Consider the following 25,523-nt stretch of genomic DNA (forward strand, 5'->3'; position numbering starts at 1 on the left):
CCGGAGCCAGGAGGGGCGGCCGCATGGGACCTGCCGCGCCCGCCGCTCAGGGCGGCGCCGCAAGCGGCGGCCGCAGGCCGAACGAGCCGACGCGCTTGAGCCGGATGCGCTCCTCGCGGGGCACCGGCTCCAGCTCCACGGCTCGCGCGCCCTCCGGCACGTGACGCAGGTCGTGGGTGATGAGGATGGTCGTGCGCCCGGCCATCAGCCGCCGCAGCGGCTTCATGACCTGGGCGACGGTGGCGTCGTCCAGACCGGTCATCGGCTCGTCGAGCACCAGGACGGGCGCGTCGCGCAGGATGGCCCTGGCGATCCCGATCCGCTGCCGCTGGCCGCCGGACAGCAGCCGGCCCCGCTGCCCGACCGGGGTGTCGTACCCCTGGGGCAGCAGCTTGACGAAGTCGTGCACGCCGGCCGCCTCGGCCGCCCTGATCACCTCGTCGAGCGAGGCGCCCGGCCGGCCGTAGGCGATGTTGTCGCGCACGGACCCCGAGAACAGCAGCGTCTCCTGGTGCAGGATCGCCACGTTGGCGCGCAGCGACTCCCGCGTCAGGCCCCTGATGTCGCGGCCGTCGAGCAGGATGCGCCCGCGTTCCGGGTCGTAGAACCGCAGCAGCAGCTTGGCCAGCGTCGACTTGCCGCTCCCGCTGGGCCCGGTGCAGACGACGAGCTCGCCGGGCCCGGCGGTGAACGACACATCGCGCACGGCCGGCCGGGTGCGTCCCGGATAGGTGAAGCCGACGCCGTCGAACTCCACCCGTCCCTCGGCCCGGCCGGGCAGCGCCACCGCCCCCTCGGGGTCGGTGACGAGGGGCCGGACGCGCAGGATCTCGATCACCCGGTCCGATCCCGCCGCCGCCTCCGACACCGTCAGCGCCAGCTCCCCCAGGCTCTGCACGGCCGGGTAGAGCATCGCCAGGTAGGCGGCGAAGGCGAGCAGGCCGCCCAGGGTGAGCCGTCCTGAGACGATCTCCCAGGCGCCGAACCCGATGATGACGATCAGGCAGACCGTCTCGATGACCTGGACGACGGGCTGGTAGAGCCCCGACAGCCAGGCCTGGGACAGATTGGCGCGCAGCCAGCGGCGGCCCTCGCCGTGCAGGCGCCCGGACTCGGCCCCCTGCCGGTTGTAGGCCTGGACGAGCGCCTGGTTGGCCAGCCCCTCCTCCAGCACGCTGTTCATGGCGCCGTTGCTGAGCCGCTCGCGCGCCGCCGCCGTCCTGAACCTGGCCGCGAACAGCTTCGAGACGACCAGGAACGCCGGGATCAGCGCCATCGTGACGAGGGCGAGGTCCCAGCGGATGAGGAAGGCGGCGCCGGCGAAGAACACCACGCTGGCCGCGGTGGTGAACAGTTTGACCAGGCCGGAGCCGACGAGTTCCTCGATGGCCTGGATGTCGTCGGTCAGCCGGGCCATCAGGTCGCCCAGCCGCCGGTTCTCCGAGAAGTCCGGCGACAGGGTCTGGATGTGCGCGAACACGCGGTCGCGCAGGGCGAGCAGGAAGCGTTCCGCGCCGTAGGCCGTGGCGTACGTCCCGACGAAGGACGTCAGCCCGGCGAAGGCGGCGAGCCCGAGCCAGGTGAAGGCGGGCGCCCAGAAGGCGTCCAGATCGCGGGTGGCGAGCACGTCGTCCGTGATGTGCCCGAACAGGCGGATCGCGGCGACCTCGCAGAGCGCCGCGAGGACGGCGAACACCACGCCACAGGCGAAAAACCGGCGCAGACCTTTGGTGTCCGGCCAGAACTCGCGAAAGGTTCGACGGATGGAAACGGCGGGAGCGAGTTCACGGCCGGAGAGCGTAAGGGAGAGCCGGCGGCTGGGCCGCCGGCTCTCACGGGGTTGCTCTACCACCCCCAGCCCCACCACCTGCGGTAGCAGCAGCGACGGCGGTACCACCGGCGACGGCGGCAGCGCCAGGACTCCTGGAAGCCGGGCTGGGTCAGCTGGTTGTTAGCCATATCTTCCTCCCCCGTATGGCTGTTCCATTCGACAAATGGGACGATACCCACGAATTCGCCGCAAATCACCAGAAGTTCGGCCGTTAAAGGGAGAATTGACCGGTGAATCCCGGCCACAAAGGCACTGCCGCCGGCTACTTAAATGAGCCGTAAATCGCGAAATCCGCTTATGGCGGTCACGGAACGCTCAAAGATGCTACTCAGAACTGGTTCTCAGCTAATCGGAAAGCCCGAAGGGCGGGCGGATCCGGCTGGATCCGCCCGCCCTTCGCGGACATTCCCGCGTCAAAGGTCACGCCAGGTGACCTGCGGTGACCTGAGGTGACCTGCAGGGACCTCAGGTGAGCGACGAGTACGCCACGACGCCGCGCCGCATGGCGTCCATCGCCTTGCCCGCGGTCTGCTTGATCTTGCTGCCCTCCGGAGCCGCGCTCCCGAGCTGGCCGAGCAGGTCCATCAGCTGCTTGATCCACCGCACGAAGTCGCCGGCCGCCAGCTCGTTGCCGGCCACGCCCTCCAGCAGCACCGCGTCGAGGCTGTGGCCCTTGGCCCACCGGAACGCCGCCCACGCGAACCCCAGATCGGGCTCACGGATGGTGGACAGCCCGTGGTCGGACTCGATGCCCTCCAGCTCGCCCCACAGCCGGATCATCGACGACAGCGCGTCCTGGGCCCGCCCCGCCGGGACCTTGGGACGGCGCGCGTCGTCGGACTGCCGCGACTCGAACACCAGCGCCGACACGCACGCGGCCAGCTCGGCCGGTTCGAGCTCCTCCCACAGGCCGCCGCGCAGGCACTCGGCGGTCAGCAGGTCGAGCTCGGTGTAGAGCCGGCCCAGGCGGCGGCCCTCGTCGGTGACGGCCTCGCCGTCGAGGTAGCCCAGCTGCTCCAGCACCGAGCAGATGCGGTCGAAGGTGCGGGAGATGACGTGGGAGCGGCCCTCGACGCGGCGGCGCAGCCCCTCGGTCTCGCGCTGGAGCTTGTAGTAGCGCTCGGCCCAGCGGGCGTGGTCCTCCCGCTCGTCGCAGCCGTGGCAGGGGTGCTGGCGGATGCGCCGGCGCAGCTCGTTGACCTCGTCGTCGTCGATCGAGTGGTCGCGCGCCCTGGCCGGCTTGCCGAGGTCGCGGTCGCCGATCTTGGCCAGCAGGGTGGAGACGAGGTTGGCGCGTTCCTTCGGCGAGCGGCCGTTGAAGTTCTTCGGGATGCGCAGCTTCTCCAGCGGCTCGACCGGCACCGGGAAGTCGGCCGGGTCGAGCTTCTTGACCTGCTTGCCGATCGTCAGCACCAGCGGGCTCGGGCCGTGGCCGCGCGGGTTGCGCCCGGGGTCGAGCACGATCGCCAGGCCCGCCCGGCGCCCGCCCGGCACCCGGATCACGTCGCCGGGCTGCAGCGCCTCCAGCGAGCGCACGGCGGCCGCGCGCCGGGCCGCGCCGCGCTGCTTGGACAGCTCGGCCTCGCGGTCCGACAGCCGCCGGCGCAGCGCGGCGTACTCGGGGAAGTCGCCCAGGTGGCACGTCATGGCCTCCTGGTAGCCCTCCAGGGCCTCCTCGTGCTTGCGCAGCTGCTTGGCCAGGCCAACGACCGCCCGGTCGGCCTGGAACTGGGCGAAGGACTCCTCCAGCAGCGTGCGGGCGCGCTCGCGGCCGAACTGGCCCACCAGGTTGACGGCCATGTTGTAGGACGGCTGGAAGCTGGAGCGCAGCGGGTAGGTGCGGGTGCCGGCCAGCCCGGCCACCGACAGCGGGTCCATGCCCGGCTGCCACAGCACCACCGCGTGCCCCTCGACGTCGATGCCGCGCCGCCCGGCCCGCCCGGTGAGCTGGGTGTACTCGCCCGGGGTGAGGTCGGCGTGGGTCTCGCCGTTCCACTTGTCGAGCTTCTCGATCACCACGCTGCGCGCGGGCATGTTGATGCCGAGCGCCAGCGTCTCGGTGGCGAAGACGGCCTTGACCAGGCCGCGGGTGAACAGCTCCTCGACGACCTCCTTGAAGGCCGGCAGCATGCCCGCGTGGTGGGCGGCCAGGCCGCGCTCCAGGCAGTCGCGCCACTCCAGGTAGCCCAGCACGGCCAGGTCCTCGTCGGGCAGGTGGGCGGTGCGCTCGTCGACGAGCTGCCTGATCTCGTGGCGCTCGCGGTCGGTGGTCAGCCGGATGCCGGCGTAGAGGCACTGCTGCACGGCCGCCTGGCAGCCGGCCCGCGAGAAGATGAACGTGATCGCCGGGAGCAGCCCCTCGGAGTCGAGCTTCTCGATCACCTGGACGCGGTCGGGCGGACGCGAGCGGTGGACCTTGCCGTAGCCGCCGCGCCCGCGCCGCCCGGCCATCAGCCGCTCGGCGTCGCGCGTCACCCGCATCAGCGCGGGGTTGATCCGCGGCGTCAGGTCGTCGGTCATGAACATGTCGTAGACGCGGTTGCCGACCATCATGTGCTGCCACAGGGGCACCGGCCGGTGCTCGTCGACGATGACCGTGGTGTCGCCGCGCACCTCGCCCAGCCACTCGCCGAACTCCTCGGCGTTGCTGACCGTGGCCGACAGCGCCACCAGGCGCACCGACTCCGGCAGGTGGATGATGACCTCTTCCCACACCGCGCCGCGGAAGCGGTCGGCGAGGTAGTGGACCTCGTCCATGACGGCGAAGCCCAGCCCGGCCAGGGTGGCCGAGCCGGCGTAGAGCATGTTGCGCAGCACCTCGGTGGTCATGACCACGATCGGGGCCTCGCCGTTGACGCTGTTGTCGCCCGTCAGCAGGCCGACCTTGGCCGTGCCGTAGCGCTTGACCAGGTCGTTGTACTTCTGGTTGGACAGCGCCTTGATGGGGGTGGTGTAGAAGCACTTGCGGCCCTGCTCCAGGGCCAGGTGGACGGCGAACTCGCCGACGACCGTCTTGCCCGACCCGGTGGGCGCGGCCACCAGGACGCCGTCGCCCGCCTCCAGGGCCCGGCAGGCGTCGAGCTGGAAGTCGTCGAGCTCGAAGTCGTAGAGACCGCGGAACGATCTCAGCGCCCCTCCGTCGTCTCCGTGCTTCTGACGGAAGGCCGCGTAGCGTTCCGCTGGCGTTGTCATACCCGTCAGCCTACCGAAATCGCCATTCCGGTCCGTCCCGGCGGACTCGGCCCGCGGCGAACAGCCTTTACGTTGTAGATCAGGTGATCACGCGCAGCGCGCCGGGCTGGATCTCGCAGCTGACCGGCACCGCCCCCACGCGCTCGCCGTCGGCGTAGGCCACCACGTCGGCCGCCTCCAGTGTGACCCTGCGGGCCCGCCGCACCGACACCGCCGGGTGGCCCACGTGGGTGCCCCGGTAGACGCCCGGGAAGACGCGCAGGAACTCGCCCTTGGAGACCGCGCCGACCATCATCACGTCGAGCAGGCCGTCGTCGGGCGAGGCGTCGGGGCACACGCGCATGCCGGCGCCGTAGGAGCGGGTGTTGGCCACGGCGACCATCATGGCCTCCTGCTCGACCACCTCCCCGTCGTCGAGCGTGACCCGGAACGGGATGGGCCGGAAGGCGCGCAGCTCCTCGGCCACCGCCACCAGGTAGCGGCCCTTGCCTGGCGGCCAGGTGCGCCGGTTGGCGCGTTCGTTGACGCGCGAGTCGAAGCCGCAGCACAGCACCCCGGCGAACAGCTCCTCCGACTCCCCGGCCCGTACACGGGCGGCGTCGACCGGCCGGGCCCGCATCCGCAGCACGGTCCTGGCCGCGGCCAGCGGGTCGCGCGCCAGCCCCAGGGCGGCGGCGAAGTCGTTGCCGGTGCCGGCCGGGATGATGCCGAGCGGCACGTCGGTGCCCGCCACGGCCTGGACGGCGAGGTGGACCAGCCCGTCGCCGCCGAAGGCCACCAGCGCGTCGGGGCGCTCGGCGACGGCGGTGCAGGCTCGTTCGAGGGCGTCGGCGGCGTCGGCGCCGACGATCACCGACAGCTCGGCGCCGCCGGCCCGCAACCGGCGGGCGACGGGTTCGAGCAGTCGCAGGGTGCGCCCGCCGCGTGCGGCGGGGTTGACGAGCAGGGCGATTTGGGGGGCCACGCCCGGAACCTATCGCCTATCGGGCGCCGTCGGAATCCTCGGCGTCGGACGTGGCATCGGACGGGGCGTCGGCCAGCGGCGAGGCCTCGTCGTCGGACAGGTGCGAGAAGTCCTCGCCCGCGGGCCTGCGGCGCTCCCGCACGAACATGAAGAGCTCGGCGAGGAAGTACAGGATGATCATCGGCGCGGCCAGCGCCATCATGGTGAGCGGGTCGCCACCGGGGGTGATGACCGCCCCGAACACGAACATCGCGAAGATCACCGTACGCCGGTGCTTCTTGACGGTCGCGTGGGACAGGACGCCGATGACGTTGAGGAAGACCAGCAGCAGCGGCAGCTCGAACGACACGCCGAAGATCATCAACATGATCAGGACGTAGTCGAGGTACTCGTCGATCGAGATCGTCGCGACGGTGTCCTCGAGCGAGAAGCTCAGCAGGATGCCGAGGCTGGTGTCCATGATGACGTAGGCCAGGCCCGCGCCGAACACGAACAGCGGGACGGCCAGGCCGAGGAAGGCGATGGAGTAGCGCTTCTCGTTGCGGTAGAGGGCCGGGGTGACGAAGGCCCAGATCTGGTAGAGCCAGACCGGTGAGGCCACCACGACGCCCACCATCGCCGAGACCTTCAGCGTGATGAAGAAGGACTGGAAGATGCCGTTGTAGACCAGGCTGCAGTGACCGTTGAGCTGGCGCGACTGCACCGTCTCGCAGTAGGGCGCGCGCAGCGCCTCCCACACCGGGTCGAACAGGATCCAGCCGACGACGATGCCCACGACCACCGCGAGAACCGAGATGAGCAACCTGTTGCGCAGCTCGCGCAGGTGCTCCATGAGCGGCATCCGGCCCTCGGGGTCGGGGGCCGATCCGGAATCTCTCGACCGTTTGAGCAGCGCCATTCGCAGTCCAGGGGTGAAGGAGGAGGAAGGGGGGTCAGCCTTGCTTGTCGGCCTGGGCGGCGCTGGCGCGCAGGCGGGCGGCCTGCTCCTCGAGCTGGCGGGCCTGCTCCTCGGCCGACAGCGCCGGGGAGGCGGCGGGGGCCGGGGCGGGAGCGGGGGTGATCGGCTGCGGTGCGGGCTGCTGGGCCGGGGCCGGCTGCGCCTGGACCGTGGTGTGGGGCGTGTCGTCGTCGTCATCGCGGAGCTTGGCGGTCTCCGACTTGAAGATGCGCAGCGACCTGCCGACGCCCCTGGCCACGTCGGGCAGCTTCTTCGCACCGAACAGCAGGACGAGCACGCCTGCGATGATCAGGAGCTCGGGAACTCCAAGGTTCGACATGAAACGTCCTTTATCAGCGAGTGCCGGTCTTCAGCCCCGATGGTACGCCCCCAGGGGCCGTGGTCTCATCTTCCCGAGGCGTCAATCTGGCCTGCCCCCGCTCCAGACGCGCCTTCGCCGCGGCGACCTCCCGTTTCAAGGCACGTGCCGCGGCGGCGGCCCTGGCGCCCGCGGCGCCGAGCACGGCCAGCCCGGCCAGGACCAGCCCGGCGGCCAAGAACATCCACGTCATGGGTGCTGAGCGTACAGGGCCAGGGCCCGCTCGGCCTCCCCGCGCACGGTCTCGGCCATCGCGGGCGGGAAGACGACCCGGCCGGTGTCGCCGAGCCGCAGCGCCAGCTTGACGATCCAGTCCTCGTCACGCGCCCGCAACGATATCTTCAGCCGCCCTTCACCGAGCTCGGTGACCTCCTCGCACGGGTAGTACTCGGCCACCCACCGCCCGGCGGCGCTGACCTCCAGCTCGACCAGCTCGTCGGTCGGCGAGGGACGGAAGACGCCGCGGGTGACGTCGATGGGCTCGGCCTCGGCCGGCGGGTCGGCCGGCACGTCGAGCACGTCGACGCCGAGCACCCGGTCGAGCCGGAACAGCCGCATCGCCTCGGCCCGGTAGCACCAGCCCTCCAGGTAGGTGCGGCCGTCGACGACCACGACCCGGGTCGGGTCGACCTCGCGCGGGGTGACCTCGTCGCGCCCGGGCACGTAGTAGCGCAGCGACAGCCGGCGCCGGGCGGTGAGCCCCTCGCGCACCCGGCCCAGGGCGTCGGGGGCGGCCTCGACGTCGAAGGCGACCTGGCTGCTGACGGTGGCCGCGCCCTCGCCGGCGGCGCGCTCCAGCTTGGCCACCACGCGCGGCAGCGCGTCGCCGGCGGCCACGTCGGCCAGCTCGGGCGTGGCGGCCAGCATGCGCAGCGCGACCAGCAGCGCGCTGGCCTCGTCGATGCCGAGCCGCAGCGGCCGGGCGATGGTGTCGGCGTTGTCGATGATGATCTCGCCGCCGTCCCAGGAGACGTCGATGAGGTCGCCTGGGGTGTGGCCGGGCAGGCCGCACATCCACACCAGTTGCAGGTCGTCGATGAGCTGCTTCTCGCTCAGCCCGAACACCTCGGCGACCTCGCCGACCTGGGCCCCCGGGTGGGACATCAGGTACGGCACCAGCGCCAGCAGCCTGGGCAGCCGGTCAGCCGAACCGCTCATGCCAGGGCTCCCTTCAGTCGGCGGATGACGGCCTCGCGGGCGTCGGGGGGCCCGACCACCTCGACGTCGGCGCCGAGGCTGGCCATCCAGCCCGCGAGGCGTTCGGGGTCGGCGAAGGCCAGCTCGGCCTCGTCCCAGCCGTCCTCGCGCGGGCGCACGGCCCTGGCGAGCTGGCGCAGGCCCTCGCAGGTGCCCCGGCGCACCCGGATGACGGCGACGCGCTCGTCCACGGGCTCCTCGGGGAAGCCGACCATGGCCCGCAGGTCGACCCCGTGGGGCACCTCGACGACGCCGGGACGGCCGAGTGCGGTGACCGGACCGGCGATGCGGCTGAGGCGGAAGGCGCGCGGCGCGGCGCGGTCGCGGTCGAACCCGGCCAGGTACCAGCGCCCGCGCCGGCTGACCACGCCCCACGGCTCGACGGTGCGGGCGCGCACCGTCTCGCTGCCGGAGGCGCGGTAGTCGAAGCGCACCACGCGGCGGTCGCGCACGGCGTCCCACAGGGCGGGGAAGGCCGGGTCGCGGGTGTCGACGCGCAGCTCCAGGGCGCCGCCGCCGATCGGGCCGCCGACCGGCTCGTCGGTGGCCACGCCGGCGGCGCGCAGCTTCAGCAGCGCCCCCGAGGCGGCCTCGGCCAGGCTGGCCCGCTGCCACACCTGCGCCGCCAGGCCCAGCACGGCGGCCTCGTCGGCCTCCAGGGTGATCTCCGGCAGCTCGTACGACTGCGGGTCGATGCGGTAGCCCGGCTCGTCCTCCCACGGGTCGCGCACGACGTCGATGGGGATGCCGATCTCGCGCAGCTCGTTCTTGTCGCGTTCGAACATGCGCTGGAACGCCTCGTCGCCGTCGCGGTCGTAGCCGGGAACCGCCTGGCGGATCTGCTCGGCCGACAGCGGGCGCCGGGTGGCGAGCAGGCAGATCACCAGATTCAGCAACCGCTCGGTCTTACGGCGCGACATCTGCCTCACTCCTCCTTCATCGACGCTACCCTGCCCCCGTGATCAGATGGCGCAAGGGCGAGGTTGTCCGGATCCGACGCGAGTGGCCGGGAGCGGTGGAGCTGGATGTCGCCGTCCCCGAAGGTGAGTGCCGGGCACTGGCCTACCCCCCGTTGGTGGGCCGCCCGGAACCCGGTGACGAGGTGCTGCTCAACACGACCGCACTCGCGATGGGTCTCGGTACGGGAGGTTACGCCATGGTGGTGGCCGTCCCGAACCGTTTGCCGCAAGATCCGGTGGGTCCCGGGCACCTGGTGAAGGCCCGCTACACGCCGCTGCAGGCCACGGTGCTGGGCGCCGACGAGCAGGATTCCCCGTTCCACGACGTCCTGAGCCAGGCCGACGACCTGGCCGGGATGCCGGTGATCGTGGCCGATCTGCACTCCGCGCTGGCCCCGATCCTGTCCGGCCTGTACGACGGCGCCCCCGGCCTGCGGGTGGCGTACGTGATGCAGGACGGCGGCGCGCTGCCCGCCTGGTTCTCGATGTCGGCGGCCCGGCTGCGCGAGACCGGGTGGCTGGCCGGGGTGGTGACGACGGGCCAGGCGTTCGGCGGCGACGTCGAGACGGTCACCGTCCACACCGGGCTGCTGGCGGCCAGGCACGTGCTGCGGGCCGACGTGGCGATCGTCACGCAGGGCCCGGGCAACCTGGGGACGGGCACCCGCTGGGGCTTCTCGGGCGTGGCGGCGGGCGAGGCGGTCAACGCCGCCGGGGTGCTGGGCGGCCGTCCGGTGGCGGCGCTGCGGGTCAGCGAGGGCGACGCGCGCGAGCGGCACGTCGGCGTCTCCCACCACTCGCTGACCGCCTACGGCCGGGTCGCGCTCTCGCCGGCCGACGTGGCGGTGCCGGAGCTGCCCGGCGCGTTCGGCGAGCGGGTGCGCGAGCAGGCCGGGCCGCTGGCGGCCCGGCACCGGCTGGTGCCGGTGCCGGTGGACGGCCTGCACGAGGCGCTGCGCGCCGCGCCCGTGAAGCTGTCCACCATGGGCAGGGGCCTGGAGGAGGACCTGCCCTACTTCCTGACCTCGGCGGCGGCGGGCAGGCTGGCGGCCTCGCTGCTGTCGTAGGAGTCCTTGTAGGTGAACGCCTCGGGGCTCGGCCCCTCGGTCCTGAGGCGTTCCAGCCGCCGCATGCCCTCGGCCAGCGAGGGGATGTGCCCCTCGGGCACCCACCACATCACCATGTACGGCTCGGCCACGCGCAGGAACCACTCCCTGCGCCGGCGCAGCACGCCCAGGTGGACGCTGCGGTAGGTGAAGTCCCACAGGGTCTGCAGCGACTCCCACACCGAGAAGTTGATCAGCAGGTGGTCGCCGTAGTCGTGCACGACGGTGGCGGTGGGGTCGCTCTCGCTCTCCTTCATCCGCCACACGAAGCCGGGGGCCTCGTCGGCGACGGCGTTGACGGGTTCGAGCAGGGCGACGAACTCGGCGAGTTCGGGGGCGTCGATGGGCGCGCGCAGGTGCGCGACGTTGAGCTGGGCCAGATGCATGGGGCTCAGCACATCACTCTCGCGGCTTCTATGTCAATCTTCATTTGTTTTAGAAAGCGAGACGCAGCACTCCCCCGGCCGCGGATCCAGCCGCGCCCTGCCCGGGTCCTCGCCCATGCCCTCCAGCAGTCCCTGGCACAGCGCCAGGTTCATCGAGCACACCAGCAGCGGCTGGTCCTGGGACAGCAGGTGGAAGGGGCAGTTGCGCAGTCGCAGCGCGCCGCCCTCGTCGTAGGGCTCGTAGCCGCGCTCGCGCAGCACCCGGTCGACGGGCTCGCCGCCACGTCCCCTGCCGATGCGCGCGCCCGCCCGGCGGGCCGCCTGCTCGGCCTGCTCCTCGGCGCCGAGCAGCTCCACCACGTCGGCCAGCACCGAGGCGGGCGTCGCGTAGTCGCGCGGGGGCAGGCTGACCGTGCGCTCGCCCTTGGCCCTGCGGTAGACCTTGGCCGGACGGCCGCTGCCGGGGCCCTTCCTGTCCTGGGCGCGAAAGCCGCTCTCCAGCAGCCCGGCCTCGACGAGCTTGTCGAGGTGGTGGCCCGCCAGCGTCCTGGACACGCCGGCCGCCTCGGCGGCCTCGCCCCTGCCGACGTCGCCGCCGCCGGCCGTCACGGCCTCGTACAGGCTGCGGCGCACGGGGTCGTGCAGCAGGCCGAGCGCCTGCAGGTCGTCGTCACTGCTCACAGCCGGAGTCTACGGAGCCTCAGTAGGCCGCCAGGACGTCCACGACGAACACGAGGGTGTCGGAGCCCTTGATCCCGTACGCGGGATGGCCCGGCGCGCCGTAGCCGTCGGCGGGCGGCACGACCATCAGCACCCGGCTGCCGACCGGCACCCCGACCAGCGCCTTGTCCCACGCCTTGATCACGGCGCCGTCGCCGATCCGGAACGCCCTGGGCAGGCCGGTCGGCCAGGTGGCGTCGAAGACCTTGCGCCGGGCCCAGATCGCGCCCTCGTACTGGGTGACCAGGAGCTGCCCGGCCTGCGCCGGGCTGCCGCTCCCCCGTCGCAGCACCTTGGCGGCGAAGGCGCGCGGCGGCGCGGCGGCCGGGATCGACAACTTCGGCCGCTCGCCGCCGGTCACGCCGACGCCGGACAGCGACCCGCCGGCCGCCTCGACCGAGGCGCCCTTGCGGTGGGCGCCCAGGATGTCCACGACGTAGACCAGGTCGTCGGCCGGGCCGACGCCACGCGGCGGGGTCGCGCCGAAGCCCTGATCGGGCGGGACGGCCGCGAGCACCCTGCTGCCCACCGTACGGCCGCGCAGCGCCCTGCCGAGCCCCGGCAGCAGCGAGCCCACCGGGAAGGCCGCCGGGACGCCCCGGTTGAAGCTGGAGTCGACCAGGCGGTTGCCGCGGCCGTCCCAGACGTGCGCGGTGTACTGGACGACCGCGACGTCGTCGTCGGCCAGCCGGTCGCCGCCGCCCGTGGTCAGCTCGTCGACCCGGAGATCGGCGGCGGGCCGGCCGGCCGGGAAGACGATCGTGGGCCGGGCGCCGAACGCGCCGCCCACCTTCAGGTCGAGTCTCTCCTGCGCCCTGGGCGCGCCCCCGCCGGCCGTCGGGCCCGTGCAGGCGGCGGCCAGCAGCAGCGACGCCAGCGACGGCACGATCGTACGGCGGCGCATCTGCCCTCCCACGACGGAGTGGCCCGGCGGCGAGACGCCACCGGGCCACGAGATGCTACCGCGTCGTCGGACGGCCCGTCAGGAGATCACCCGGTCAGGAGGCCGCCAGCACGTCGACCACGAACACCAGCGTGCTCTTGGCGGGGATCTTGTCCTGGGCCTGGTCGCCGTAGCCGAGGTCCGGCGGGATGCTCATCACGACCCGGCTGCCGACCGGCACCCCGGCCAGGCCCTTCTGCCAGCCCTGGATCACGTTCGCGAGCGGGAACTCGGCCGGCTCGCCGCGCTCCCAGCTGGAGTCGAACTGGCTGTCGGTGCCCCAGATCTTGCCCGTGTAGTGGACCGTCAGGGTCTGGGTGGGCTGCACCTTGGCGCCGGTGCCCTCGATGAGGGTCTTGACCACCAGCTCCTTGGACGGCTTGTCGCCGGTCTTGGTGGTCAGCGTCGGGGCCTTGTCTCCACCCGGGTTGTCCACCTTGACGCCCTTGAGGGTCTGGCCGGTCTCCTTGCCCGTGGCCGCCTTCAGCGCCGGGGGCCGGGCGCCGACCACGTCGAGCACGAACACCTTGGTCGGCTCGGCGCCGGCCGTGGCCTGCCCCGCCGGGGCCGAGTCGTTGGCCAGCACGGCCAGCAGCCGGCCGCCGTGCTTGACCTTGGTGAAGCCGTCGCGCAGCACCTGCGGCAGCTGCTCGTTGACCGGGACGGTCTCGGGCTGCTTGGTGTCGTAGGAGGAGCCCTGGATCGCGTTGCCCTTGCCGTCCCAGTTGTAGACGGTCAGGTTGACGATCAGCTTGTCGCCGGTCTTGACCTCGGGGCCGGTGCCGGGCTGGATCACCTGGTAGGAGGACTTCGTCGCCGGCGAGCCGGCGGGGAAGGTCACCGTGGGCTTGACGCCCACGTTCCCGGTGACGGTGAGCCCGGCCGAGTCGGTGCTGGTGGTGGCGCCTCCGTTCGCCCCGGCGTCGGTGTCGCCGCACGCGGCGGCGAAGAAGATCAAAGGCACGGCTGCCAGTACGGCCAGAGCGCGGCGCATGGACTTCCCTCGGAAAAGACGTCAGATTCGCGTCACCCTACCTGACATCGAGGTAGGGCCGAGGTAAACACCACGCCCCGGCCGTTCCCTCACATGCCGGCGATGAGCTTGTCGACGCGCTCGTCCACGCTGCGGAAGGGGTCCTTGCACAGCACCGTGCGCTGGGCCTGGTCGTTCAGCTTCAGGTGAACCCAGTCGACGGTGAAGTCGCGCCGCTTCTCCTGCGCCTTGCGGATGAACTCCCCGCGCAGGCGCGCCCTGGTGGTCTGCGGCGGCACCGACTTGGCCTCGAAGATCTTCAGGTCGGAGGCCACCCGCTCGACCGAGCCGCGCTTCTGCAGCAGGTAGAACAGGCCGCGCTTGCGGTGGACGTCGTGGTAGGCCAGGTCGAGCTGGGCCACCCTGGGCGAGGACAGCGGCAGGTCGTACTTCTTGCGGTAGCGCTCGATCAGCTGGTATTTGGTCACCCAGTCGATCTCGCGCGAGACCAGGTCGAGGTCGCCGGTCTCGACCGCGCGCAGCGTGCGCTCCCACAGCTCCAGCACCCGGCGGGTGATGGCGTCGCCGCCGCGCCGGTCGACGAAGTCCTGGGCCTTGGACAGGTACTCCTGCTGGATCTCCAGGCTGGAGGCCTCCCGGCCGTTGGCCAGGCGCACCCGGCGGCGGCCGGTCATGTCGTGGGAGACCTCGCGGATGGCCCTGATCGGGTTCTCCAGGGACAGGTCGCGCATCACCGTGCCGGCCTCGATCATGCGCAGCACCAGGTCGGTCGCGCCGACCTTGAGCAGCATCGTGGTCTCGCTCATGTTCGAGTCGCCGACGATGACGTGCAGGCGGCGGAAGCGCTCGGCGTCGGCGTGCGGCTCGTCGCGGGTGTTGATGATCGGCCGGGACCGGGTGGTGGCGCTGGAGACGCCCTCCCAGATGTGCTCGGCCCGCTGCGAGACGCAGTAGACGGCGCCGCGCGGCGTCTGGAGCACCTTGCCCGCCCCGCACACGATCTGCCGGGTCACCAGGAACGGGATCAGCACGTCGGCCAGGCGGCCGAACTCGCCGTGCCGGCCCACCAGGTAGTTCTCGTGGCAGCCGTAGGAGTTGCCGGCCGAGTCGGTGTTGTTCTTGAACAGGTAGATGTCACCCGCGATGCCCTCTTCGCGCAGGCGTTTCTCGGCGTCGACGAGAAGGCCCTCAAGGATGCGCTCGCCCGCCTTGTCGTGGGTGACGAGTTCGATGACGTTGTCACACTCGGGTGTTGCGTACTCAGGATGGCTGCCCACGTCGAGGTAGAGACGTGCGCCGTTGCGGAGGAAGACGTTGCTCGATCGGCCCCAGGACACGACCCGCCGGAACAGGTAGCGCGCGACCTCGTCGGGGGACAGCCTGCGCTGCCCCCTGAACGTGCAGGTCACGCCGTACTCGTTCTCCAGCCCGAAGATGCGACGATCCATCACCTCACACTATGCCCACGGATCGGCGATCGGGAGAGATCTTCACAGGTGTTTTCCGGCGGACGTCCCATTTGCCAGATTTGCTGGGTGGGTTTTACCAGGTCCGCGCCCGCCCCCGCGGAGCGCGGAGCCGGGATCACGGGGTGTAGATCTCCTGCACCTTGACGATCTTGCCCTGGTGCACCGTGATGAGGGACGGCTGCCGCTGCTTGTCGTGCCGCTTGACCAGGACGGAGGCGGGGCAGCGCTTGGCGCCCAGGCCGGTGTTGCGGTCGACGGTCATGGCGGCCATCACCGGCTTGCAGCCGTAGGCCGACAGGAAGACGACGTCCTTGGCGATCGGGGAGGCGTAGGCCGTCACGTCGCCCTCGGGCGGGCCGACGAAGTAGCCCTCGGTGGTCTTGGACCGCTTCCACTTGATGGGCTCGTACTCGGCGACGCCGTCGCGCACGTCGGTGATCCAGCCGCGCAGGATGCCGTTGTGGCGGGAGTGGATGCCCTTGGTGAAGTCGTGGCCGGGGTCGGCCTGGAAGCTCGTGCCGAAGATCGCGGGCTTCTTGTACGCCGGGTACTTGCTCGCCGTCGCGGTGGCGGTCGCGGTGGCGGTCGTGGCCGCGTGGGCGGCGACGCCGGAGGCCAGCAGCGCGGCGGCGGCGACGCCACCGGCGAGGAGGGTGCGCATCGTTGTGTTCACGCTTGCTGAGATCCCGCCTCGCGCCCCGGGGTTCACCGCCACGCCAGTGATACAGGTCACACAGCGCGGCCCCTCTACCGGGCCCCCTCTACCGGGCCCCTGTACCGGGCCCCCTGTACCGGGCGGTGGCCTCATGGACGCGGTGGCCTCACGGGACAGGGCGAGGGCCGTCACCGCGGCCCTCGCCCTGTCCCGGCGATCTTCGAAGGCTCAGAGCGGCCCGGAGCCGTCGTCGACGTCGCCCTCGGGGCCCGTGGGCGGACCGGTCGGCGGCGCGGCGGGCGGCGCGGCGGGCGGCGCAGGCGGGGTCTCAGACGCCTCGGACGACGCGGACGACGCGGACGACTCGTCGGCGGGCCCGGTCGGCGGGGCCGCGGGCGGCGTGGCGGGCGGCGTGGCGGACGTCGTCGTCTGGGCGAGCAGGCGCTCCAGCCGCGCGCCCGTCAGCCGCAGGAACTTGCGGTGCTCGCGGTTGCGGTCGAGCACCGCGACCTCCAGCTGGGCGACCGGCGGCCGCTCGCCGCCCGGCTCGGTGAGCGCGGTCAGCGCCACCTCAAGGGCGTCGGCCAGCGACATCGACTCGCGGTAGCGCTCCTTGAGCCGCCCGGCCACGGCGTCGGCCTGGCCGCCCATGGCCGCGAAGCCGTGCTCGTCGAACACCGAGCCGTCGAAGGTGAGCCGGTAGATGGCGTCGCCGTCGGGGGTGTCGCCGACCTCGGCGACGACGACCTCCACCTCCAGCGACTTGATCGACTCCGTGAAGATGCGGCCCAGGTTGGAGGCGTAGAGGTTGGCCAGCCCGCGGCCGGTCACGTCGGAGCGGTCGTAGGTGTAGCCGTTGATGTCGGCGTAGCGGATGCCGCCGAGGCGCAGCTCCTCGAACTCGTTGTAGCGGCCGACGGCGGCGAACCCGATGCGGTCGTAGATCTCGCTGATCTTGTGCAGCGCCCGGGACGGGTTGGGCGCCACGAACAGGATGCCGTCGACGTACTGCAACACGACGACCGACCGGCCCCGCGCGATGCCCTTGCGCGCGTAGTCGGCCTTGTCCCGCATGATCTGCTCAGGGGACGCATATCCAAAAGGCATGGACACGGGCAGTGGTCCTTTCTAGCGCAGCGGGGCGATGGGGCCGTCGGGCGAGATCATCCGGGCCTCCAGCATCTGTTCGACCTTGGCGGCCACCTGCTGGTCGGTCAGCCTGCGGAAGCCGTCGGCGTCGATCACCGACACGATCGGCCAGATCTTCCTGGACACGTCGGGACCGCCGGTCGCCGAGTCGTCGTCGGCCGCGTCGTAGAGGGCCTGGATCACCGTCATCACCATGTCGTCGGCCGAGGCGCCGTCGCGGTAGAGCTTCTTCAGCGAGCCGCGGGCGAAGATCGAGCCGGAGCCGATGGCGTCGAACCGGTCGCGCTCGTAGGGGCCGCCCGCCACGTCGTAGCTGAAGATGCGGCCCTCGTCGCGGTCGGGGTCGTAGGCCGCGAACAGCGGCACCACCACCAGGCCCTGCATCGCCATGCCGAGGTTGCCGCGGATCATGGTGGCCAGGCGGTTGGCCTTGCCCGCCACCGACAGCGTGCGGCCCTCCATCTTCTCGTAGTGCTCCAGCTCCACGCGGTAGAGGCGGGCCATCTCGATGCCGGTGCTGGCCGTGCCCGCGATGCCCATGCACGAGTAGTCGTCGGCGCGGAAGACCTTCTCGATGTCACGCTGCGAGATGATGTTCCCCGACGTGGCCCGCCGGTCGCCCGCCATCACCACGCCGCCGGCGAAGGTGGCGGCCACGATCGTGGTCGCGTGCGGGACCTGGTCGCCGATCGGAGTGGCCAGCGCCTGGTGACGCTGCGGCAGCAACTCGGGCGCGTAAGAGCCGACGAACTCGGTGAACGAGGAGTTCCCTGAGTTTCGGAAAAGCTGGTCCACCAGGCCGACGGGCAGATCCCTGTTCGGTGCCACGCGACTCCCTCCCAACATCAGTGTCTTAGGCCGACCCTACTCATGTTGCGTCGCTGTCTGCACTTCCCACGATCAGCTCACGGCGAACCGTTCATCAGATCGTTTCTTTACGCCCGCCACACCCCGTGCGATTGTCGGTATGTCTGCACGTCCTGAACAGGAGGCCGACTTGCGACTCCCCAGCCGGCCCGCGCTCGTCGCGGCCGCAGCCGTCCTGGCCCTCACCTCCTGCGGCTCCGGCAGCCAGTCCGGGGGCAGCGTCACCCTCACCATCACCGCCAACTCCATCGAGGGCGGCAAGAACTCCGAGTCCGCCGCCTGGATCAAGAAGTGGGTCATCCCCGAGTTCGAGAAGACCCACCAGAACGTCAAGGTGCTCTTCCAGGGCAACGGCGTGGAAGACGAGCAGTACAAGACCAAGATCGCTCTCGACCTCAAGTCCAGGACCGGGGCCGACGTCATCGACCTCGACGGCATCTGGGTCGGCGAGTTCGCCCAGGCCGGATACATCAAGCCGCTCACCGAGGTCGGCGGCGCCGGCGTCGAGCAGTGGGAGGGCTGGTCGCAGATCCCGCAGGCCGTCCAGGGCCTCGGCATCTTCGACGGCAAGAAGTACGGCCTGCCCCAGGGCACCGACGGCCGCGTGCTGTTCTACAACAAGGCGCTGTTCAGGAAGGCCGGGCTGCCCGAGACCTGGCAGCCGACCGGCTGGCAGCAGATCATCGACGCCGGCGTCAAGCTCAAGGCCGCCGGGGTGCCCACGCCGATCCAGATCGACGCCGGCACCGCCATGGGCGAGGCCACCACCATGCAGGGCGTGCTGCCCCTGCTGGCCGGCGCCGGGGCGGAGATCTACGCCTCGGGCAAGTGGACCGGCGCCTCCCAGGCCGTCAAGGACGTCCTGGGCTTCTACCAGCAGGTCTACGGCGGCAGCGGGCTCGGCGACCCCAAGCTCCAGCAGGAGGCCAAGGGCCGCGACAAGTCCTTCGCGCAGTTCGCCGCCGGCAAGATCGCCATCCTGGCCGAGAGCGACTACTTCTGGCGCTCGGTCATCGAGCCCAAGGCCGGGGTCGCCCCCATGCCCGACCGCGACCAGGTCGTGGGCTATGCCAAGATCCCGGCCAAGCAGCCCGGCGGCGGCATCCGCGGCCAGGACTTCGTCAGCATGTCCGGCGGGGCCGTCCGCGTGCTCAACCCCTTCTCCAAGAACCCCAAGGCGGCCTGGGAGCTGCTGGCCTTCATGCACTCGGCCGCCGCGACCAAGTCGCAGCTGGCCGGGCAGGCCCGGGTCAGCGCCCGTACCGACGTCAACGAAGAGGTGCTGAGCGCCGACCCCATGCTCAAGTTCGTCGCCGACGAGGTGCTGCCCATCACCGCCTACCGGCCGGGCCTGGCCGTCTACCCGCAGGTCTCCACCGCCCTGCAGGAGGCCACCGCGGCCGTGGTGGCCGGGAAGAGCGCCGAGGAGGCGGCCGCGGCGTACCGGGTCAAGCTGGAGGGACTGGTCGGTGGCGCGGCCAACGTCGGCGGCTGACGCCGCGGGGCTGGGCCGGGGCAGGGCGGTCGCGTTCGTCCTGCCCGCCCTGGTCCTGGTCGGCGTCTTCCTGCTCTTCCCCGCCCTGTGGACCATCTACCTCGGCCTGACCGACTACCGGCTGACCGGCCTGGCCGCCGCCGACCCCCAGGTCGTCGGGCTGGACAACTACACCGCCGCGCTCGCCGACCCGCGCTTCCTGTCCTCGCTGTGGCTCACCCTGCTGTACGTCGGCGGCTCGGCCGTCGTCGGGCAGGCCGGGCTGGGGTTCGCCCTGGCCTGGATCCTGCGCTCGCGCACCGGCCCGCTGCGCCGGGTCGTCGAGGGCGCGGTGCTGCTGTCGTGGATCCTGCCCAGCACCGTGGTCGGCATGCTGTGGTTCGCGCTGCTCGACCGCGACGACGGCACGCTCAACGCCCTGCTGCACACGCCCGGGTTCGCCTGGCTGCTGGACTACCCGCTGCTGTCGATCATCGTCTTCAACGTGTGGCGCGGCACCGCGTTCTCGATGATGCTCTACTCGGCCGCCCTGGAGAACGTGCCGCCCTCGCACCTGGAGACCGCCAGGCTGGCCGGCGCGAGCGTGCCGCAGCAGCTGCGCGACGTGGTGCTGCCCGCCATCAGGCGGCACGTGCTGACGAACCTGCTGCTGATCAGCCTGTGGACGTTCAACGACTTCACGCCGTTCGTGCTGACCGGCGGCGGGCCCGAGGGCCGCTCGGAGATCCTGCCCGTGTACGTCTACCGCGTCGCCCTCCAGGACGGGCAGCTCGGCGTCGGCGCCGCCATCTCCTTCCTCATCCTGCTGATCAACCTCGTCTTCGCCCTGGCCTACCTGCGGTTGCTGCGCGGACGCCGCCGCACCCGGGAGGCCGCCGCCGCCGGAGGACCGCCCGCATGATCCGCCACACGCTCGGACGGCTGGCCGCCACCGTGTTCGTCGCCGTCGTCCTGGCCTTCTTCGCGCTGCCCATGCTCTGGCTGGCCGGCGCGCCCTTCGACGCCACGCCGACGATCACCACGTCGATCCCCGAGTTCACGTTGCGCAACTTCGCCGCCGTCCTGGACAACCCGTACGCATTGGGCTCGATCCGCAACTCCCTGATCCAGGGGGGCGGGGCGGCGGCGCTGGTCGTCGTCCTGTCGGCGCTGGCCGCCTACGCCCTCTCGCGGGTGCGGCTGCCCGGCCGCGACGTCCTGCTCTACCTGCTTCTGCTGCTGTCGTCCGTGGTCACCGGCACCGCGGCGATGGTGCCGATCTTCGAGCTGGCCACCCGGCTCGGCCTGATCGACACCCATCTCGGCGTCGTCCTCGTGGTCTCGGCCGGGCTGCTGCCCGCCGCGATCTTCATCCTGAAGGACTTCATGGACGAGACGCCCACCTCCTACGAGGAGTCGGCCCGGGTCTTCGGCGCCTCGTCGCTGCAGATCCTGCGGCACATCGTGGTCCCGCTCGTCCGGCCGGGGCTGGCCACCATCGCCGTGTGGGCGCTGGCCAGCGTGTGGGGCGGGTTCCTGTTCCAGTTCATCCTGCTGCGCGACCCGGAGAAGGCGCCCGGCTCGATCATCCTCTACACGCTCTACACCGAGGGCGGCGCGCCCCGGCTCGACCTCATCTCCGCCTTCTCGCTGCTGTACTCCCTGCCGGTGGTGCTGATGTACCTGTTCGTCTCCCAGCGGTACGGTTTCCGCTTCCACGGAGGAATCAAGCGTTGATCTCCCTGCACGGCCTGACCAAGGTGTTCCCCGGAGGCGTACGCGCGCTCGACGACCTCGCGCTCACCGTCGAGGACGGCGAGTTCTTCGCCCTGCTCGGCCCCTCCGGCTGCGGCAAGACCACCCTCCTGCGCAGCATCGCCGGCCTGGAGACCCCCACCTCCGGGACGGTCGCCATCAACGGCAGGGACGTCACCGCGCTGCCGCCGGGCGAGCGCGACGTCGCCATGGTCTTCCAGGACTACGCGATCTTCCCCCACATGGACGTCACCGCCAACATCGCCTACCCGCTGCGCATCAGGAAGGTCCCCCGCGCCCGGCGGGCGGAGAAGGCGGCCGAGGTCGCGGCCCGGCTCAGCCTCACCGAGCTGCTGCTGCGGCGTCCGTCCGAGCTGTCGGGCGGCCAGCAGCAGCGGGTGGCGCTGGCCCGCGCGATCGCCTGCCATCCGGCCGCGTTCCTGTTCGACGAGCCGCTGTCCAACCTCGACGCCCGCCTGCGCCTGGAGGCGCGCACCTTCCTCAAGCGGCTGCAGCGGGAGCTGGCCGTCACCACCGTGTTCGTCACCCACGACCAGGCCGAGGCGCTCGCGCTGGCCGACCGCATCGCCGTGATGTCCAGGGGCTCGATGATCCAGGTGGGCACCCCGGCGGAGATCTTCCACCGGCCGGCCACCACGTTCGTGGCCTCCTTCATCGGCTCCACCCCGATGAACCTGCTGCCCGCCCAGGTCACCGGCTCCGGGCTCAAGGTGGCCGGCGCCCTGCGCCCCCTGCCCGACGGCCTGGCCCCGGACGACGACGCCCCCGTGACGTACGGCGTACGCCCGGAGTACATGGACCTGTCCGCCGCCGAGCGCCCCGACGCCTTCCCTGGCGTCGTCTCCGTCCTGGAGAACATGGGCACCCACACCCTCATCACCCTGGAGTCCCCGGACGCGCTCGTCCAGGCCGTCGTGCCGGAGGGCGAGGAGCCGCCGCTCGGCGCCGCCCGCTGGGCCGTGCCGCGCCGCGCCCTGGTCTACCGGGACGACCGGCTGCTGTGACCCCGGGGGCCGCCTCGCATACTGGACTCATGGCCAGGTCCTGGATCCTGCACGTCGACCTCGACCAGTTCATCGCCGCCGTCGAGCTGCTGCGCCATCCCGAGCTGCGCGGCAGGCCGGTCGTCGTGGGCGGTTCCGGCGACCCCGCCCAGCCGCGCACGGTCGCCGCGACCGCCACCTACGAGGCCCGCGCGCACGGCGTGCGCTCCGGCATGCCGCTGCGCACCGCGCTGCGGCGCTGCCCCGACGCGGTCTTCCTGCCCAGCGACCCGCCCGCCTACGAGGCCGCCTCCGAGCGCGTCATGGCCGCCCTGCGCGAGCTTCCGGTGCAGGTGGAGGTGTGGGGCTGGGACGAGGCGTTCGTCGGCGCCACGACCGACGACCCCGAGGCGCTGGCGGCCGACCTGCGGCGGGTCGTGCTCGACCGCACCACGCTGAGCTGCTCGGTCGGCATCGGCGACAACAAGCACCAGGCCAAGCTCGCCTCGGCCTTCGCCAAACCGGCCGGCGTCTACCGCCTGACCGGCGAGAACTGGGCCGAGGTGATGAACGACCGGCCCACCGACGCGCTGTGGGGCATCGGCGCCCGGACGGCGAGCAAGCTCGCCGCGCTCGGCCTGCGCACGGTCGCCGAGCTGGCCGCCGCCGACCCCGCCGAGCTGGCCCGCGCCTTCGGCCCGGTGAACGGCCCCTGGTACCGCTATCTGGCCCTCGGCAAGGGCGAGGCCGAGGTGGACACCACTCCCTGGGTGGCCCGCGGTCACAGCCGCGAGATCACCTTCCCGCGTGACCTCACCGATCGCGAGGCCGTCGCCGGTCAGGTGGCCGATCTCGCCGGGCAGGTCGCCCGCGACGCCGTGGCGGCCGGGCGTCTCTGCGCGCGGGTGACGGTCAAGGTGCGCTTCACCCCGTTCCTGACCCGTACCCGGCAGTGCACGCTCCCCGAGCCCACGGCCGACCCCGGCGCGCTGACCGAGGCGGCGCTCGCCGCGCTGGGCCGCTTCGACCTGGACCGCCCGATCAGGCTGCTCGGCGTGGCGGTCGACTACACGGCGCCCGGCCGGACGCCGGACCCGGCAGGGCCCGAGGAGTGAGCCCCGGCCGGGCCGGCCGGGGCTCATCCTTCCCCATGGTCAGAGCGGTGAGGACAAGGCCCTACTGGCCCTACTCGCCACCCTTTTGCACATAGGAACGCACGAATTCCTCTGCGTTCTCTTCGAGCACTTCGTCGATTTCGTCCAGGATCGCGTCGACATCGTCAGTGAGCTTCTCCTGTCGCTCCTGCACGTCCGGCGCCGCCGAGGCCTCGGTCTCCTCAACTTCGGCCTCACGCCGGCCGGTCTGCTTCTGCCCGCCGGTGTCCTTGGTTGCCATGTCCTACCTCCGCTTGGGGGACTGCCTCTAAGGCATATCTTCCCCGAACCGGACGACATTTCGCGTCGAACACCCTGCGATCTTGGCGGCTTGACTGGATAGCAGTCCTATCCAATAATGGATCCACCTATACACAAGGAGATCCCGACATGTCGCCTTCGTCGCTGCACACGGCAGGTGTGCTCCTCATCACAGTTCCCGGCGTCGCCTTCGGCGGCGTGACGCTGCTGCGTTTCCTCATGCGCAACGAGCCGGGCTATCTGGACAACCCCGTCCGCAGGGGCCTGTGGCGGGCCGGGCACGCGCACGCGGGCGTCCTGGTGCTGTTCAGCCTGGTCGCGATGGTGTACGTGGACCAGGCGAGCCTGCCGGAAGGCGTGAAGGCGCTGACGCGCACGCTCATCGTGGCCGCGCCCATCCTGATGCCGCTGGGCTTCTTCCTGTCGGTGCTGCGTCCGCGCGACACCAAGCCGAACCGGCTGATCTGGCTGACCGCGGTGGGCGGCGCGTCGCTGGCCGCGGGCACGCTGACGCTCGGCATCGGCCTGCTGTGAGCCCCGGGACCGCCCGGGGCCCCGGTCACTCCCCGCTGCCGGTCAGCGCCGCGACCAGCTCGGCCGCGGTGCGGCAGCGGTCGAACAGCTCGCCGACGTGGGCCTTGGTGCCGCGCAGCGGTTCGAGCGTGGGCACGCGCTGCAGGGACTCCCGGCCGGGGATGTCGAAGATCACCGAGTCCCAGGAGGCGGCGGCCACCGACTCGCTGTACTGGCTCAGGCAGCGCCCGCGGAAGTAGGCGCGGGTGTCGGTCGGCGGCAGCTCGATCGCGCGCTCGACCTCCTCCTCGCTGATCAGGCGCTGCATGCGCCCGCGCGCCACGAGCCGGTTGTACAGGCCGCGGTCGGGGCGGATGTCGGAGTACTGGAGGTCGACGAGCTGCAGCCTCGGGTGGGACCAGGGCAGGCTGTCGCGGGTGCGGTAGCCCTCCAGGAGCTCCAGCTTGGCGACCCAGTCGAGCTCGCGCGAGAGCTGCATCGGGTCCTCGGCCAGGCGCGTGAGCACGGACTCCCAGCGGTCGAGGACGTCCTTGTTCATCTCGTCCTGGGCGGTGCCGCGTTCTTCGACGTACTTGCGGGCCTGCTCCAGGTACTCCATCTGGAGCTGCACGGCGGTGAGCTTGCGGCCGTCGCGCATCGGGATCTCGTAGCGGCAGGTCGGGTCGTGGCTGACCGCCCGCAGCGACTGGACGGGGTTCTCCACGGCCAGGTCGCGGGTCAGGAAGCCCTCCTCGATCATGGCCAGGACGAGCGCGGTGGAGCCGAGCTTGAGGTAGGTGGAGATCTCCGACATGTTGGCGTCGCCGATGATCACGTGCAGCCGGCGGTACTTCTCGGGGTCGGCGTGCGGCTCGTCGCGGGTGTTGATGATGGGCCGCTTGAGCGTGGTCTCCAGGCCGACCTCGACCTCGAAGAAGTCGGCGCGCTGGCTGATCTGGAAGCCCTCGCCGCGGGAGTCCTGGCCGATGCCGACCTTGCCCGCGCCGGTGACGACCTGCCGCGAGACGAAGAACGGCGTCAGGTGCCGGACGATGTCGGCGAACGGCGTGGCGCGCCGCATCAGGTAGTTCTCGTGGCAGCCGTAGGAGGCGCCCTTGGCGTCGGTGTTGTTCTTGTAGAGCTGGATCGGCGCGTTGGACGGGATCGCCGAGGCGCGGGTGGCCGCGTCGTACATCACGCGTTCGCCGGCCTTGTCCCAGATGACCGCGGCCCGCGGGTTGGTGCACTCCGGCGAGGAGTACTCCGGGTGGGCGTGGTCGACGTAGAGCCTGGCCCCGTTGGTGAGGATGACGTTGGCCAGCCCGAGGTCCTCGTCGGTGAGCTGGCTCGGATCGGCGACCTCGCGGGCCAGGTCGAAGCCGCGCGCGTCGCGGAGCGGGTTCTCCTCCTCGAAGTCCCATCGTGCTCTGCGCGCGCGGGCCGCCGAGGCGGCCAGGTAGGCGTTCACGACCTGGGAGGAGGTCACCATCGCGTTGGCGCCTGGCTGACCTGGTACGGAGATGCCGTATTCGGTCTCGATGCCCATCACCCGACGCACCGTCATGCAACACCCTCTGTTCGTCCGGATCTGCCTATCCGCCGTTTATATGCCCG

25 protein-coding genes are annotated in these 25,523 nt (G+C 71.6%); 7 read left to right on the forward strand and 18 right to left on the reverse strand.

Annotated features, from left to right (window positions below; translation table 11 throughout):
* Positions 1 to 46: 46 nt before the first annotated feature.
* The 8 genes from ACIBQ8_RS40450 to ACIBQ8_RS40485 form a co-directional block, all read right to left on the reverse strand.
* Positions 47 to 1,699: an ABC transporter ATP-binding protein gene (locus tag ACIBQ8_RS40450; RefSeq protein WP_397194686.1), complete on the reverse strand. Its 1,653-nt coding sequence runs from the start codon at positions 1,697 to 1,699 to the stop codon at positions 47 to 49.
* 597 nt (positions 1,700 to 2,296) lie between these two features.
* On the reverse strand, positions 2,297 to 5,023 hold the full coding sequence (locus ACIBQ8_RS40455) for a DEAD/DEAH box helicase (RefSeq protein ID WP_397177456.1): 2,727 nt from the start codon (positions 5,021 to 5,023) through the stop codon (positions 2,297 to 2,299).
* A 79-nt stretch (positions 5,024 to 5,102) separates the two neighbouring features.
* A complete protein-coding gene (locus ACIBQ8_RS40460; RefSeq protein ID WP_397177455.1) occupies positions 5,103 to 5,987 on the reverse strand; it encodes a diacylglycerol/lipid kinase family protein in 885 nt (294 codons plus the stop codon).
* Between the two features lie 16 nt (positions 5,988 to 6,003).
* Entirely contained in the window at positions 6,004 to 6,885 is an 882-nt protein-coding gene (gene tatC, locus ACIBQ8_RS40465; RefSeq protein WP_397177453.1) for a twin-arginine translocase subunit TatC, read from the reverse strand.
* A gap of 34 nt (positions 6,886 to 6,919) precedes the next feature.
* The gene (gene tatA / locus ACIBQ8_RS40470; RefSeq protein ID WP_397194687.1) at positions 6,920 to 7,264 is read right to left on the reverse strand and encodes a Sec-independent protein translocase subunit TatA; all 345 of its coding nucleotides are present in this window, start codon (positions 7,262 to 7,264) and stop codon (positions 6,920 to 6,922) included.
* Positions 7,265 to 7,277: 13 nt separating this feature from the next.
* Positions 7,278 to 7,496 (reverse strand): hypothetical protein, encoded by a 219-nt coding sequence (locus ACIBQ8_RS40475; protein WP_397177451.1) that lies wholly within the window; start codon positions 7,494 to 7,496, stop codon positions 7,278 to 7,280.
* Positions 7,493 to 8,461, reverse strand: coding sequence for a WYL domain-containing protein (locus ACIBQ8_RS40480; RefSeq protein ID WP_364341813.1), 969 nt, complete (start codon positions 8,459 to 8,461; stop codon positions 7,493 to 7,495). Before ACIBQ8_RS40480 ends, ACIBQ8_RS40475 begins: the two co-directional genes overlap by 4 nt.
* Complete coding sequence (locus ACIBQ8_RS40485) at positions 8,458 to 9,420, reverse strand: helix-turn-helix transcriptional regulator (protein ID WP_397194688.1); 963 nt, start codon at positions 9,418 to 9,420, stop codon at positions 8,458 to 8,460. The genes ACIBQ8_RS40480 and ACIBQ8_RS40485 overlap by 4 nt, the downstream gene beginning before the upstream one ends.
* Before the next feature lie 38 nt (positions 9,421 to 9,458).
* On the opposite strand from ACIBQ8_RS40485, the gene ACIBQ8_RS40490 reads away from it, so the two are divergent.
* On the forward strand, positions 9,459 to 10,526 hold the full coding sequence (locus ACIBQ8_RS40490; protein WP_397177448.1) for a DUF3866 family protein: 1,068 nt from the start codon (positions 9,459 to 9,461) through the stop codon (positions 10,524 to 10,526).
* Here ACIBQ8_RS40490 and ACIBQ8_RS40495 read toward each other — a convergent pair.
* The 8 genes from ACIBQ8_RS40495 to prcB form a co-directional block, all read right to left on the reverse strand.
* Positions 10,472 to 10,951: a DUF3291 domain-containing protein gene (locus tag ACIBQ8_RS40495; RefSeq protein ID WP_397194689.1), complete on the reverse strand. Its 480-nt coding sequence runs from the start codon at positions 10,949 to 10,951 to the stop codon at positions 10,472 to 10,474. The genes ACIBQ8_RS40490 and ACIBQ8_RS40495 overlap by 55 nt on opposite strands.
* Before the next feature lie 33 nt (positions 10,952 to 10,984).
* On the reverse strand, positions 10,985 to 11,632 hold the full coding sequence (locus tag ACIBQ8_RS40500) for a helix-turn-helix transcriptional regulator (protein WP_397194690.1): 648 nt from the start codon (positions 11,630 to 11,632) through the stop codon (positions 10,985 to 10,987).
* Positions 11,633 to 11,651: 19 nt separating this feature from the next.
* The gene (locus ACIBQ8_RS40505; RefSeq protein ID WP_397194691.1) at positions 11,652 to 12,575 is read right to left on the reverse strand and encodes an FKBP-type peptidyl-prolyl cis-trans isomerase; all 924 of its coding nucleotides are present in this window, start codon (positions 12,573 to 12,575) and stop codon (positions 11,652 to 11,654) included.
* A gap of 94 nt (positions 12,576 to 12,669) precedes the next feature.
* Positions 12,670 to 13,578 (reverse strand): FKBP-type peptidyl-prolyl cis-trans isomerase, encoded by a 909-nt coding sequence (locus ACIBQ8_RS40510; RefSeq protein WP_397177442.1) that lies wholly within the window; start codon positions 13,576 to 13,578, stop codon positions 12,670 to 12,672.
* A gap of 119 nt (positions 13,579 to 13,697) precedes the next feature.
* The gene (gene pafA / locus ACIBQ8_RS40515; protein ID WP_125642647.1) at positions 13,698 to 15,056 is read right to left on the reverse strand and encodes a Pup--protein ligase; all 1,359 of its coding nucleotides are present in this window, start codon (positions 15,054 to 15,056) and stop codon (positions 13,698 to 13,700) included.
* A 136-nt stretch (positions 15,057 to 15,192) separates the two neighbouring features.
* The gene (locus tag ACIBQ8_RS40520) at positions 15,193 to 15,750 is read right to left on the reverse strand and encodes a hypothetical protein (RefSeq protein WP_397194692.1); all 558 of its coding nucleotides are present in this window, start codon (positions 15,748 to 15,750) and stop codon (positions 15,193 to 15,195) included.
* A 210-nt stretch (positions 15,751 to 15,960) separates the two neighbouring features.
* On the reverse strand, positions 15,961 to 16,839 hold the full coding sequence (gene prcA / locus ACIBQ8_RS40525; protein ID WP_397194693.1) for a proteasome subunit alpha: 879 nt from the start codon (positions 16,837 to 16,839) through the stop codon (positions 15,961 to 15,963).
* Between the two features lie 21 nt (positions 16,840 to 16,860).
* Positions 16,861 to 17,709 (reverse strand): proteasome subunit beta, encoded by an 849-nt coding sequence (gene prcB / locus ACIBQ8_RS40530; RefSeq protein WP_352327595.1) that lies wholly within the window; start codon positions 17,707 to 17,709, stop codon positions 16,861 to 16,863.
* Positions 17,710 to 17,878: 169 nt separating this feature from the next.
* Between prcB and ACIBQ8_RS40535 the strand changes: the two genes are divergently transcribed.
* Genes ACIBQ8_RS40535 through ACIBQ8_RS40555 form a run of 5 tightly spaced genes read left to right on the forward strand, consistent with a single transcriptional unit; the run spans position 17,879 to position 23,096 of the window.
* Positions 17,879 to 19,243 (forward strand): extracellular solute-binding protein, encoded by a 1,365-nt coding sequence (locus ACIBQ8_RS40535; RefSeq protein WP_397194694.1) that lies wholly within the window; start codon positions 17,879 to 17,881, stop codon positions 19,241 to 19,243.
* On the forward strand, positions 19,218 to 20,144 hold the full coding sequence (locus tag ACIBQ8_RS40540; RefSeq protein ID WP_397194695.1) for a carbohydrate ABC transporter permease: 927 nt from the start codon (positions 19,218 to 19,220) through the stop codon (positions 20,142 to 20,144). The genes ACIBQ8_RS40535 and ACIBQ8_RS40540 overlap by 26 nt, the downstream gene beginning before the upstream one ends.
* Positions 20,141 to 20,959, forward strand: a complete 819-nt coding sequence (locus ACIBQ8_RS40545) for a carbohydrate ABC transporter permease (protein WP_397177431.1) — start codon at positions 20,141 to 20,143, stop codon at positions 20,957 to 20,959. The genes ACIBQ8_RS40540 and ACIBQ8_RS40545 overlap by 4 nt, the downstream gene beginning before the upstream one ends.
* Positions 20,956 to 22,002 carry an ABC transporter ATP-binding protein gene (locus ACIBQ8_RS40550; RefSeq protein ID WP_397194696.1) on the forward strand — a complete coding sequence of 349 codons (1,047 nt, stop codon included), beginning with the start codon at positions 20,956 to 20,958 and terminating at the stop codon, positions 22,000 to 22,002. Before ACIBQ8_RS40545 ends, ACIBQ8_RS40550 begins: the two co-directional genes overlap by 4 nt.
* A 29-nt stretch (positions 22,003 to 22,031) precedes the next feature.
* Entirely contained in the window at positions 22,032 to 23,096 is a 1,065-nt protein-coding gene (locus tag ACIBQ8_RS40555) for a DNA polymerase IV (RefSeq protein WP_397194697.1), read from the forward strand.
* Positions 23,097 to 23,166: 70 nt separating this feature from the next.
* Here ACIBQ8_RS40555 and ACIBQ8_RS40560 read toward each other — a convergent pair whose 3' ends face one another.
* Positions 23,167 to 23,376, reverse strand: a complete 210-nt coding sequence (locus ACIBQ8_RS40560; RefSeq protein ID WP_132622197.1) for a ubiquitin-like protein Pup — start codon at positions 23,374 to 23,376, stop codon at positions 23,167 to 23,169.
* A 149-nt stretch (positions 23,377 to 23,525) separates the two neighbouring features.
* Here ACIBQ8_RS40560 and ACIBQ8_RS40565 point away from each other — a divergent pair, with 149 nt between their 5' ends.
* Positions 23,526 to 23,930, forward strand: coding sequence for a hypothetical protein (locus ACIBQ8_RS40565; protein ID WP_397194698.1), 405 nt, complete (start codon positions 23,526 to 23,528; stop codon positions 23,928 to 23,930).
* 25 nt (positions 23,931 to 23,955) lie between these two features.
* On the opposite strand, the gene dop is transcribed toward ACIBQ8_RS40565, so the two are convergent.
* Positions 23,956 to 25,473 (reverse strand): depupylase/deamidase Dop, encoded by a 1,518-nt coding sequence (gene dop / locus ACIBQ8_RS40570; RefSeq protein ID WP_397177426.1) that lies wholly within the window; start codon positions 25,471 to 25,473, stop codon positions 23,956 to 23,958.
* Positions 25,474 to 25,523 lie beyond the last annotated feature (50 nt).

The sequence above is a fragment of the Nonomuraea sp. NPDC049646 genome, from assembly GCF_044465525.1.
Lineage (GTDB): Bacteria > Actinomycetota > Actinomycetes > Streptosporangiales > Streptosporangiaceae > Nonomuraea.

Excerpts from the sequence above, each read along its gene's own strand:
- ACIBQ8_RS40455 (WP_397177456.1), bottom strand. The coding sequence starts at position 5,023 with ATGACAACGCCAGCGGAACGCTACGCGGCCTTCCGTCAGAAGCACGGA.
- tatC (WP_397177453.1), bottom strand. The coding sequence starts at position 6,885 with ATGGCGCTGCTCAAACGGTCGAGAGATTCCGGATCGGCCCCCGACCCC.
- tatA (WP_397194687.1), bottom strand. The coding sequence starts at position 7,264 with ATGTCGAACCTTGGAGTTCCCGAGCTCCTGATCATCGCAGGCGTGCTC.
- ACIBQ8_RS40475 (WP_397177451.1), bottom strand. The coding sequence starts at position 7,496 with ATGACGTGGATGTTCTTGGCCGCCGGGCTGGTCCTGGCCGGGCTGGCC.
- ACIBQ8_RS40480 (WP_364341813.1), bottom strand. The coding sequence starts at position 8,461 with ATGAGCGGTTCGGCTGACCGGCTGCCCAGGCTGCTGGCGCTGGTGCCG.
- ACIBQ8_RS40485 (WP_397194688.1), bottom strand. The coding sequence starts at position 9,420 with ATGTCGCGCCGTAAGACCGAGCGGTTGCTGAATCTGGTGATCTGCCTG.
- ACIBQ8_RS40495 (WP_397194689.1), bottom strand. The coding sequence starts at position 10,951 with ATGCATCTGGCCCAGCTCAACGTCGCGCACCTGCGCGCGCCCATCGAC.
- ACIBQ8_RS40505 (WP_397194691.1), bottom strand. The coding sequence starts at position 12,575 with ATGCGCCGCCGTACGATCGTGCCGTCGCTGGCGTCGCTGCTGCTGGCC.
- pafA (WP_125642647.1), bottom strand. The coding sequence starts at position 15,056 with ATGGATCGTCGCATCTTCGGGCTGGAGAACGAGTACGGCGTGACCTGC.
- prcA (WP_397194693.1), bottom strand. The coding sequence starts at position 16,839 with ATGCCTTTTGGATATGCGTCCCCTGAGCAGATCATGCGGGACAAGGCC.
- ACIBQ8_RS40545 (WP_397177431.1), top strand. The coding sequence starts at position 20,141 with ATGATCCGCCACACGCTCGGACGGCTGGCCGCCACCGTGTTCGTCGCC.
- ACIBQ8_RS40555 (WP_397194697.1), top strand. The coding sequence starts at position 22,032 with ATGGCCAGGTCCTGGATCCTGCACGTCGACCTCGACCAGTTCATCGCC.
- ACIBQ8_RS40560 (WP_132622197.1), bottom strand. The coding sequence starts at position 23,376 with ATGGCAACCAAGGACACCGGCGGGCAGAAGCAGACCGGCCGGCGTGAG.
- ACIBQ8_RS40565 (WP_397194698.1), top strand. The coding sequence starts at position 23,526 with ATGTCGCCTTCGTCGCTGCACACGGCAGGTGTGCTCCTCATCACAGTT.
- dop (WP_397177426.1), bottom strand. The coding sequence starts at position 25,473 with ATGACGGTGCGTCGGGTGATGGGCATCGAGACCGAATACGGCATCTCC.